This is a genomic window from Oleiphilus sp. HI0117, assembly GCF_001635235.1.
In genome coordinates this window covers 1-9,931 of record NZ_LWGA01000600.1, presented here as the reverse complement: position 1 = coordinate 9,931, position 9,931 = coordinate 1, and the positions used below count along the sequence as shown (strand labels likewise).

Genomic DNA, 9,931 nt, shown 5'->3' with positions numbered 1-9,931 from the left:
TTATACCGTAGCGTTGGCCTGGAAGGGTTGCCGGTAAGTCGCATTTTGGGGCGGGGTATACCAAAACCGGCAGCGGCTTCAGGGCAGAATGTTTCAAAAGAGAAGTGTTTGCTCAATTCGTCTAAGCACAATGATGAGCGTTTATGCTTTCCGTCATAACGTACTTCAAATCCTGCAAGGCAGGCGCTTAGACCAATCTTAGGTTTTGATCCTGGCATTTTATATGATGCTTGTGACATGGTACCTGGTGCTTAGGGGAGCGAGTTTAGGCTTATTTTGAACTATTCGAAGGAGAATGAATATAGTATTTCTTATATCTAACAAATAACGATTGCCGTAGGCAGAGGGTTCCAGCCTTCGCTGGATCAACCCCGTACTAGCCCGCTTGCGAGCCATGGAAGGCTCTGCCTACAGAAGTCGGTTTACCTAGTGCCCGCGTAGGCAGAGGGTTCCGCCCCTCGCAGACTCTGCCCCATGCTACTCCTCATGCGAGCTGTGGAAGGCTTTGCCTACAGTTAGATGGGTTTAGCGACAAACCCTGTCCTGGTAGTAGTCATTGCTGTAGTTGCAGGACTTACATGCAGAAGGCTTGTCATTACTATGCTTTGATGCTTTTGGGCTAATTGTCTCGATAATCTTTTTCATTCGACTTTCTCCTATTGATTGTTTGCATTGTTAGCTTCGCAAGTCATGTGCAATTTGTATAGTTCAAAAAATAGAAGTAGATGATCACTTTTTCTTAACGAAGTTCTTCAGCAAACACTTCCATTAAGCACTCAATGTTCTTGACGCCGATATAGTTGGGGCGACTTAAAAAAGCGATTCTGCGATGAGGTCCTGGTTCATTCAAGTGAATTGCTTTGAGGTCATCGCTTTGGCTATTTATCTGCTTTAAGGCCATCTCGGGAACGAGAGTACTACCCATACGACCGGCCACCATTTGAATCAAAGTGTTGAGGCTGGTCGCGCCTAGTGTTTCACTTTGTTCATTATTACTTAGCTTACATGCTGCTAGGGCATGATCTTTAAGGCAGTGACCGTCCTTGAGTAGCATTAGTTTTGACTGATCTATTTCGGTACTGGTGATTTCATCTAAACCTGATTGCTCTGCATCATTGCGCGTCAGCCAGTAAAAGTCTTCTTGAAAGAACTCAAAGGCTAACAGTCCGTCATGTGGATAGGGTAGCGCCAGAATTGCGGTATCAATCTCGCCTTTGCGGATCATGTCTACCAGGACATGAGACTGCTCTTCGATAATTGTCAGTTTGAAGTCAGGGTATTGTTGGCGAAGTGCAGGTAAGACTTTGGGAAGTAAGTAAGGCCCGACTGTTGGAATGACACCAACCGTCATCGGATGATTTAAAGGCGCTTTCTGGTTTTGCGATAGTTGATAAAGGCTGTCGACTTCCAGTTTGATACTTTGTGCCCGTTGCAGAAACATCTTTCCGGTGGGGGTAATCAGTACCTTCTTATTGTCTCGTTCGAATATTTGAATATCCAACTGCTTTTCTAATTCACTTAAGGCGGTGCTCAGTGCTGACTGAGATACTGAACAGGCTTCAGCAGCTTTCTTGAAGTGCAGCGTTTTCTCGACAGCCAAAGCATAGTGAATTTGCTTGAGTGAAATCATGGTCTTGCTCTCTTCTCACAATAATAGTGATGAGTTTAGATCAATGTTCAGTTTTTTTGAACATCACCTTTTATTTAATTCAATTTATTTAATTCTTGTTCGCGCTTAATCTTATTCCTGTCGAAACACACAACACAAACTTAATCGAGGAATACAACATGGCGAACATGATCAACAAATCAATCCCTGAATTTACTGCTCAAGCTTTTCACAACGGCGAGTTTAAAGAAGTGACAACTGAAGATGTAAAGGGTAAGTGGGCAATCTTCCTTTTCTACCCAGCAGACTTCACGTTTGTTTGCCCAACTGAGCTTGAAGACATGGCGAAGCACTACGAAGAGCTTCAGAAGCTAGGTGTAGAAGTTTACTCAGTTTCGACTGACACGCACTTTACTCACAAAGCATGGCACGACACGAGTGAGGCGATTGGTACGATCAACTACCCAATGATCGGTGATCCAACAGGTGTCATTACTCGCGGCTTTGATGTAATGATCGAAGAAGAAGGTTTGGCACTACGTGGTACTTTCCTAGCCAACCCTGAAGGCATCATCAAGGTTGCTGAGCTTCACGACCTAGGTATCGGTCGCTCTGCAAAAGACATGGTTCGTAAGGTCAAAGCGGCTCAATACGTAGACCAACATGACGGCGAAGTATGCCCAGCAGCGTGGGAACAAGGTGAAGAAACATTGACTCCAAGCCTGGATTTGGTTGGCAAGATCTAGTCTGCATTAAACGCTAAATAGCAGTATCTCAGGAGGTTCATATAAGAGCCTCCTGAATCTCCAAAGGTATTTAAAACGAGGATAAGAGAATGTTGACGAATGACATTTTGAACGCGCTTAAAGGCTATACCGCCAATATGCAGAATGATATCACCTTTGTTGTGCAAACAGGTGAGCATGACAAAAAAGCGGAGTTGATGGAATTTCTCAGCAGTTTCGCATCGGTTAGCGACAAGATTTCACTTGAAGAACGTGATATAAAATCAGTATTGCAAAGCCCGGTAAGTTTTTTGTTAGAACGTGATGGAGAAGATACGGGAATTCGGTTCTCCGGTATTCCTGGCGGTCACGAATTCAATTCGCTAGTGCTTGCGGTGCTTCACGCTTCGGGTACTGATATGAAGTTGGATGATTCAATAAAGTCGATCATAAGTGGTGTACAGGAAGCACTTAACTTCGAAGTCTTTGTAAGCTTGAGTTGTCACAATTGTCCTGAAGTGGTCCAGGCTTTGAATCAGTTTGCTTTGGTCAACGATAAGATTACCACTGAAACCATTGATGGCGGTGTCTATCCGGACTTGATCGAAGAGCGAAGTATTCAAGGTGTGCCTAGTGTTTACTTGAATGGTGAAGTATTCGCTAACGGTAAAATTGACCAGGCAGTCCTACTAGAGAAATTGATGGCTAAATACCCCGACATCACTCAGGCAGCAGAGCCTGCTGAAGCACTACCTGTTCAGGATGTTGTTGTGATTGGTGGTGGCCCGGCAGGTGCAGCATCAGCGGTGTATAGTGCTCGAAAAGGTTTGAAAGTAGCGATCATCGCAGATCGGATTGGTGGACAGGTGAAAGACACTATGGGGATCGAAAACCTGATCTCTGTGCCTAAAACAACCGGCCCGGAATTGTCTACGGCTTTGGAGCAGCATATTAAAGAATATGACGTGACCGTCAGAGAACACTTACGAGTCGCGAACATCGAGAAAGGCCAGGGGGGTGAAAACCATAAGATTGAACTCTCTTCGGGTGAAGTGATCGAAACCAAGACGGTGATTGTTGCGACCGGTGCAAAGTGGAGAGAGCTTGGCATTCCTGGCGAGAAGGAAAACATAGGTCAAGGTGTTGCTTACTGCCCGCACTGTGACGGACCGTTCTTTAAAGGTAAGGATGTTGCTGTTATTGGTGGCGGAAATTCAGGTGTTGAAGCGGCTTTGGATTTAGCTGGTATCGTAAAATCTGTCACAATCTACGAGTTTATGCCTGAATTAAAGGCTGACAAAGTCTTGGTTGAGCAAGCTAAAAAACGTGAGAATATTACTATTCTGCGTAATGTAGCGACCAAAGAAGTCTTGGCTGAAGGTGGCAAGGTTGTTGCCTTAGCATACGAAGATCGTGATAGTGGTGAAATTAAGCGCCAGGAATTATCAGGCATTTTCGTCCAAATAGGCTTGGTGCCCAATAGTGGCTTCCTGGAAGGCATTGTAGAAATGAACGCCTATGGCGAGGTAATTGTAGACGCCAAAGGTCAGACTGACGTACCAGGAATCTTTGCCTGCGGTGACGTGACGACCGTGCCTTATAAACAGATCGTGATCGCTATGGGGGAAGGTGCCAAAGCTTCTCTTGCAGCCTTTGACTACTTGCTAATGCAAGGCTAGCCTAAAAAAGCCAGTCCCAGGTATATTGAGCCAATTGGGGCTGGCTTTGTTTTACTAGCGGTAAATCTTCTCTAGACTTTACTTTCTGCTCTGTTATGTTTGTATCAGACCATGACATAGCCAAGCAGACCCTTAATGAAAATTATTGAGCCCAATCTCTGTAATTGTGAATCCTTAGTGGATTTGATCTATGCAGAAACCTCCAAGAATCTTGATGAGCGATTTGTTCGCGCGGTCGGCAAGTTATTAAATCCCGGTTATGTCCGTTTATGTCTTGGGGATTATAGACTCAGTACTGAGCTTGTCGTGCTCGCCACTTATCAGCCAGTCTCTGGTGCTAAATCCGAATCAAAGGTTTCACTTAATACCAAGGCTCTAGCAGAGCCGGAAACGGTATTTCCGATACATTTGAGTACCGGGCAAGAAATTAGCATGTTGCTGGATATAGAGCCGAAAGTCAGTTTGATCAATCAAGTCGTTCAGCTCATCGCGGTTTATGTTAATCAACATGGCCATTTAAATCGATCTAATAAAGACCAGCTTACAGCTTTAAAAAATCGCCGCTCCTTTGATCTCGAATACACGCAATTAACCGATAATGCTAAGTCGAATGATGAGAATGTTATTGCTGTATTGGATATAGATCATTTTAAGTCAGTGAATGATCGCTTTGGGCATGTTATTGGCGATGAAACCTTAATTGCTGTTGCCAACTTGATGAAAGATTTTTTTGAGCGTGATGATTATCTTTATCGCTTTGGTGGTGAAGAATTTATTATTTTGTTGCAGGGTATGGGGCGCTCAGAGGCTGCGGATTTACTAGAAGATTTGCGCAGAGAAATTGCTGATCATCACTTCCCCCAAGTAGATCATATTACGGTTAGTATTGGTTTTGTCCTTCTGGCTCATAACTGCGATAGCGTCTTACTATTCGAAAGAGCCGACGCGGCGCTTTATCATGCCAAAGCGAGTGGGCGTAACTGTATCAAGAACTATAAAAACTTAGTCGACAAAGGTGAAATAGAGGCTATCGATAATCGCTCTGGTGATATTGAGTTGTTCTAGCCATTCATTCAAGTCTACATAGCATCTAGATTAACTCACGTCAACTCCCATATCCGGGGTGCCGGCCGGTAAGCCAGGCTTGCGTGAGGTGGTTGATGTTCAATTTTTTAGCATAGGTTTGACAACCTGCCTTCAGGTAGGTAAGGTGTGTTTAATAATTGAACAAACTATTTTAGTGAAGTGGTTCCCTGATGAATACCAAGCAACGTATTGTCGAGTTTTCTGCTGATAAGCTTCGGGACCGTGGCTTTGATGGCTTCAGTTATTTAGATATATCCAGAGAACTGGGCATTACCAAGGCGAGTGTTCATCATCACTTCCCTAAGAAAGAAGATCTCGGTCTGGCCCTATGTGATTGGACGCATGACTGGCTTAGCCAAGGTCTTGCTTATTTCGACCAACGTGCAGCAAATCATTGGAATAAGCTGGAACGTTATTTAAGTGCCGCGATGAAGCACGCCTTATCTGAGCAGCGAGTATGCCCAATTAGTGCCTTCTATAATGACTTAAGCAAACTGCCAGACTCTATTAAGGTGCAGATAAAGAAGCTCGACGATATAGAGCTTGCTTGGGTCACGAAGGTCATTGATGAAGGTATAGAACAGGGTGAATTTGCTGAGCTTGAAGATACGCGAGCAATGGCTGCGCTATTTATTTTTAGCTGCAAAGGCGCGCTTTATTACGCTCGCCTACATGGCCAGGATTTGTTTCACCAAACAATGCAGCAATATGAGAATTTAATTCGCAAATAAAGGTTTGAGCACTTGTCCTTTGACAGCGTGTTGCAAGCCTTTTCTTTTGCTTAATAAGCCTACCTTCAGGTAGGTAGTTTGCAATAGTAATAGCTTTGAAAAGTTAAGATAGGAGATTTATATGAGTAATGTTAGCCCCTTATTTGAAACGCTGGACTTAGGTAAATTACAACTAAAAAATCGTATTGTGATGGCGCCGATGACTCGCACATTTTCACCGGGTAACGTCCCAAATGAACAAGTTGTCGCGTACTACGAGCGTCGTGCTGAAAATGATGTGGGCCTGATCATTACAGAGGGCACCCCAGTTGGTCATAAAGCTGCAAATGGTTATCCTAATGTCCCCTTCATGCATGGTGAGAAAGCATTAGCTGGCTGGAAAAAAGTAGTTGATGCGGTTCATGCGAAAGGTGGAAAGATCGCGCCTCAGCTGTGGCATGTAGGTTCAGTTCGTAAAGAGGGCGTAGAGCCTGATAAGTCTGTACCGGGCTATAGCCCTTCTGGTTTGTTTAAGCCAGGCAAAGAAAATGGCGTAGCGATGACGCAGGAAGATATTGCTGAGGTTATTGAAGCTTTCGCACAGGCTGCTGAAGATGCAAAAAGTATTGGCTTTGATGCTGTGGAAATACATGGCGCGCACGGCTACCTAGTTGACCAGTTCTTCTGGGAAGGAACAAACCAGCGTACTGATGAATATGGTGGTGATATGCTCAAGCGAACTCGCTTTGGGGTTGAGCTTATTCAGGCTGTCAGAGCTCGGGTCGGAGAGGACTTTCCGATTATTTTACGTTTCTCTCAGTGGAAGCAACAAGACTATGAGGCACGGTTGGCCAACTCTCCAGAGGAACTGAAACAATTCCTACAGCCTTTATCTGAAGCCGGAGTCGATATTTTCCACTGCTCAACACGCCGATTCTGGGAAAATGAGTTCGATAACTCTGACTTGAATCTTGCTGGTTGGACTAAGGAGTTGACAGGTAAGCCGGTAATCACCGTTGGTAGCGTTGGTCTAGATAGTAGTTTTATCGATGAGAAGGGCTCGAGCTTGGGGATGTCTGACAAGGCGGGAGTGGCGTCTAGCCGAATTGCTGAATTGTCTGACAGAGTTGCCCAAGGTGAATTTGAGCTGGTCGCGGTTGGCCGTGCGCTACTTCAAGACCCTGAGTGGGTATTGAAAGTGAAAGAACAGCGTTTGGATGAATTGCAGGACTTTTCAAAAGCAGCATTGATGAAATTGATCTAAGTAGGCTTATAGAAAACGGCTGCTTGAGTAACAGAATATTTGAGCAGTCTCCGCTATTTTCGAATTAGTATAAGAAAATTAGGTTTACAATGTCTCTACTTTTGAAAGCTTAGCCGACTTTTTGGCTAGACTTGAGCTTGGTTTTATTGAGTTTCTTGGCTTTCGAGGGGACTGGAGTGATATTTACATCAACGTAGTTTCGTTGTAGCCACCATGGCAGCTCACTAAACTCCATATTACGGCGATCAGCTTTACGGCGGTTATTTTTATATTTTCGAGCTTGAGCAGTATCCTGCCTACGATCCTGGCCTCGCTTATCATTGAAAACATGGCTTTTTTCGGTTTTCATTGTATTCATGAAAGGCCTGAAGAGAACTCGTTGGAAAATGCTTACAATGTATGTTACCACTTTCCCACTGTGATTTGCGACGCCCTAGATCGATAAAAATGAAAGGAAGCTCAACTTATTGATCTTCCTCAAGTCCTTTCATCGTTTCTCTGTTTATTTAATCGACAAATAGATCGTTCATCAGTTTTTTATCTGGATCATCTGAGTAGCGATAGTGATCGAAATCATCCACGCCTCTCTTGCGAAGGATGTCTTCATCAATGATTACTTCACCACTGAGCTCACAATCTTGGGTGGTGAGTATTTCGTAGGCAGCATCGGCCATAATGGCGGGCTTACGACCTTTTTCAAGAGCCGACTTTCCGCCACCTTCAAATTCGATGGCAGCTGTAGAGATTAATGTTTGTGGCCATAGGGAGTTCACTGCAATTCCGTAGCGCTTGTATTCGGCTGCCATCCCAATAGTCAACATCGACATGCCATACTTGGTGACGGTATAAGGACCATAATGCTGGAACCATTTTGGGTCGAGGTTAACGGGTGGTGAGAGGCTCAGAATATGGCCGCATTCAGACTTCTTTAACCAAGGTAGCGCAGCCGTTGATAAGCTCAGTACGGCGCGAGTATTGATCTGATACATTAGGTCAAAACGCTTCAAAGGCAGCATTTCAGAGTTCATCAGTTTGATTGCGCCAGCATTATTAATAACCGCATCAATACCGCCAAATTTTTCAACACTTGCCTCAATGAGCGCCTTAACCTGCTCGTCTTCTCGGACATCCATTTGAAAGGCGAGTGCTTGTCCTCCAGCTTGTTCAACTTCTTCGGCAACGCTGAAAATTGTGCCGGGGAGTTTAGGGTGAGCTTCAGCTGATTTCGCTGCGATGACGATATTCGCACCATCGGCGGCAAACTTAAGTGCCATTTCTCGACCAATGCCGCGGCTTGCGCCGGTTATAATAATCGTTTTATTAACTAATGATCCCATCTTTATTCGGCCTTATCGGGTGTTACGTTGACAAGCAGCTGTCGCAATTTAACTTGATCACCTTGGGCAACATTCACAGCCTTGACGATTCCATTAACGTCAGACTTTAAAGGGTGCTCCATTTTCATGGCTTCGAGAATAACAAGCGTTTGTCCTTTCTCGACTTTCATACCCACTTCAGCTTGTACTTCAATAATTGCGCCATCCATGCTTGCCTTAATTTTCCCAGACCCTGAACCATCTTGAGCTTCGGCCGCTTGATGAGTGCAATCTTCAAAGCAGAAATACTCGCTCTCTAGGCGTATAAATATCTGTCCCCCGACCACTTTATAGCGACAGGTTTTGCGCACACCTTGCTCACTGTAGGTGAGTACGCCAGGCACATTACCCATTAATACGATGCGTGTTTCATTATCACCTTGTTTGATTAAATATTCGTTCTCGTTTTGCTCCAGGCTCAAGTCGAACTTGTCTTCACCGCTCTTTAACTGGTAAGGCCATGGAGCTTTGCCAGTATTGCTCCAACCAGATAATTCGTTGCCCCAAGGGGAAAGTTGGCTTGCCGTACGAGACGGGCTTTGTTCCAAGTAAGAGATCATGGCTGCGAGCGAAACAGCCAATGCTGAAGGCGTCTGTTTGCTGAGAGTTTTACTGTCAACGAAGTCGTCACCAATAAAGGCTGTGGTGGCTTCGCCATCGATGAACACCTGATGTCGTAGTACTTCGCATAGAAAGTTACTGTTAACGGTGCAGCCAAATAGGGTGCTTTCTTCAACAGCACGGATCAAACGACGTCTCGCTTCTTCACGGTTTGCGCCATAGGCAATAATCTTGGCTAACATTGGGTCATAGAAAGGCGAGACGGTTTGGCCGGTTATAATGCCATCATCGATACGTAAACCGTCACCTTGAGCTGGCTCCCAAAGGTGGACCGGGCCCGTTTGAGGTAAAAACTGATTTGCAGGGTCTTCAGCATAGAGGCGAACTTCCATGGCATGTCCATTAAGTTCGATTTGATCCTGAGTCTTGGGCAATACTTGACCTGACGCTACATTGAGCTGCCAGGCTACCAAGTCAGTACCGGTAATCAGCTCTGTCACCGGGTGCTCTACCTGTAAACGGGTATTCATTTCCAGGAAGTAGAAGTTCTTATCTGAGTCGACCAAGAATTCAACCGTCCCTGCACCGACGTAATTGCAAGCTTTGGCTGCTTGTACAGCCGCTTCACCCATGCGCTGGCGAAGTTCAGGGTCGACAAATGGCGAAGGCGCTTCTTCAACCACTTTTTGGTGGCGACGCTGGATAGAGCAGTCGCGTTCACCAAAATAAACAGCATTACCGTACTTGTCGGCGAAGACTTGAATTTCAATATGACGAGGTTTGATCACGGCACGCTCAAGAATCAGCTCACCACTGCCAAAAGCATTCTCAGCTTCTGAACTAGCTGTTTTGATTTGTGCTTCCAGCTCGCTCTCTTCAAAAACCAGACGCATACCACGTCCACCACCACCGGCAGAGGCT

10 protein-coding genes are annotated in these 9,931 nt (G+C 45.1%); 5 read left to right on the top strand and 5 right to left on the bottom strand.

The window, feature by feature from the left end:
- The coding region (locus A3757_RS25120; RefSeq protein WP_156506237.1) for a DUF523 domain-containing protein at positions 1–239 on the bottom strand (239 nt) is incomplete at its 3' end.
- Positions 240–739: 500 nt separating this feature from the next.
- Positions 740–1,630 carry a hydrogen peroxide-inducible genes activator gene (locus tag A3757_RS06710; protein WP_068554782.1) on the bottom strand — a complete coding sequence of 297 codons (891 nt, stop codon included), beginning with the start codon at positions 1,628–1,630 and terminating at the stop codon, positions 740–742.
- Positions 1,631–1,797: 167 nt separating this feature from the next.
- On the opposite strand from A3757_RS06710, the gene ahpC reads away from it, so the two are divergent.
- The 5 genes from ahpC to A3757_RS06685 all read left to right on the top strand — a co-directional run bounded on the left by ahpC (position 1,798) and on the right by A3757_RS06685 (position 7,073).
- The gene (gene ahpC, locus A3757_RS06705) at positions 1,798–2,355 is read left to right on the top strand and encodes an alkyl hydroperoxide reductase subunit C (protein ID WP_368664618.1); all 558 of its coding nucleotides are present in this window, start codon (positions 1,798–1,800) and stop codon (positions 2,353–2,355) included.
- Between the two features lie 89 nt (positions 2,356–2,444).
- The gene (gene ahpF, locus A3757_RS06700; protein WP_068510428.1) at positions 2,445–4,013 is read left to right on the top strand and encodes an alkyl hydroperoxide reductase subunit F; all 1,569 of its coding nucleotides are present in this window, start codon (positions 2,445–2,447) and stop codon (positions 4,011–4,013) included.
- A gap of 135 nt (positions 4,014–4,148) precedes the next feature.
- Positions 4,149–5,078 (top strand): GGDEF domain-containing protein, encoded by a 930-nt coding sequence (locus A3757_RS06695; protein WP_068554784.1) that lies wholly within the window; start codon positions 4,149–4,151, stop codon positions 5,076–5,078.
- 191 nt (positions 5,079–5,269) lie between these two features.
- Positions 5,270–5,830 (top strand): TetR/AcrR family transcriptional regulator, encoded by a 561-nt coding sequence (locus tag A3757_RS06690; RefSeq protein ID WP_068509249.1) that lies wholly within the window; start codon positions 5,270–5,272, stop codon positions 5,828–5,830.
- A 121-nt stretch (positions 5,831–5,951) separates the two neighbouring features.
- A complete protein-coding gene (locus A3757_RS06685) occupies positions 5,952–7,073 on the top strand; it encodes an NADH:flavin oxidoreductase (protein ID WP_068510430.1) in 1,122 nt (373 codons plus the stop codon).
- Positions 7,074–7,182: 109 nt separating this feature from the next.
- Here A3757_RS06685 and A3757_RS06680 read toward each other — a convergent pair whose 3' ends face one another.
- The 3 genes from A3757_RS06680 to A3757_RS06670 form a co-directional block, all read right to left on the bottom strand.
- Positions 7,183–7,422: a hypothetical protein gene (locus tag A3757_RS06680; protein ID WP_156491574.1), complete on the bottom strand. Its 240-nt coding sequence runs from the start codon at positions 7,420–7,422 to the stop codon at positions 7,183–7,185.
- Positions 7,423–7,579: 157 nt separating this feature from the next.
- Positions 7,580–8,410 (bottom strand): NAD(P)-dependent oxidoreductase, encoded by an 831-nt coding sequence (locus tag A3757_RS06675; RefSeq protein WP_068510432.1) that lies wholly within the window; start codon positions 8,408–8,410, stop codon positions 7,580–7,582.
- A gap of 2 nt (positions 8,411–8,412) precedes the next feature.
- A partial coding sequence (locus tag A3757_RS06670) for a biotin/lipoyl-containing protein (RefSeq protein ID WP_068739337.1) occupies positions 8,413–9,931 on the bottom strand: 1,519 nt, incomplete at its 5' end.

Coding starts and splice junctions, on each gene's coding strand:
- A3757_RS06710 (WP_068554782.1), bottom strand. CDS start 1,630: ATGATTTCACTCAAGCAAATTCACTATGCTTTGGCTGTCGAGAAAACG.
- ahpC (WP_368664618.1), top strand. CDS start 1,798: ATGATCAACAAATCAATCCCTGAATTTACTGCTCAAGCTTTTCACAAC.
- ahpF (WP_068510428.1), top strand. CDS start 2,445: ATGTTGACGAATGACATTTTGAACGCGCTTAAAGGCTATACCGCCAAT.
- A3757_RS06695 (WP_068554784.1), top strand. CDS start 4,149: ATGAAAATTATTGAGCCCAATCTCTGTAATTGTGAATCCTTAGTGGAT.
- A3757_RS06690 (WP_068509249.1), top strand. CDS start 5,270: ATGAATACCAAGCAACGTATTGTCGAGTTTTCTGCTGATAAGCTTCGG.
- A3757_RS06685 (WP_068510430.1), top strand. CDS start 5,952: ATGAGTAATGTTAGCCCCTTATTTGAAACGCTGGACTTAGGTAAATTA.
- A3757_RS06680 (WP_156491574.1), bottom strand. CDS start 7,422: ATGAAAACCGAAAAAAGCCATGTTTTCAATGATAAGCGAGGCCAGGAT.
- A3757_RS06675 (WP_068510432.1), bottom strand. CDS start 8,410: ATGGGATCATTAGTTAATAAAACGATTATTATAACCGGCGCAAGCCGC.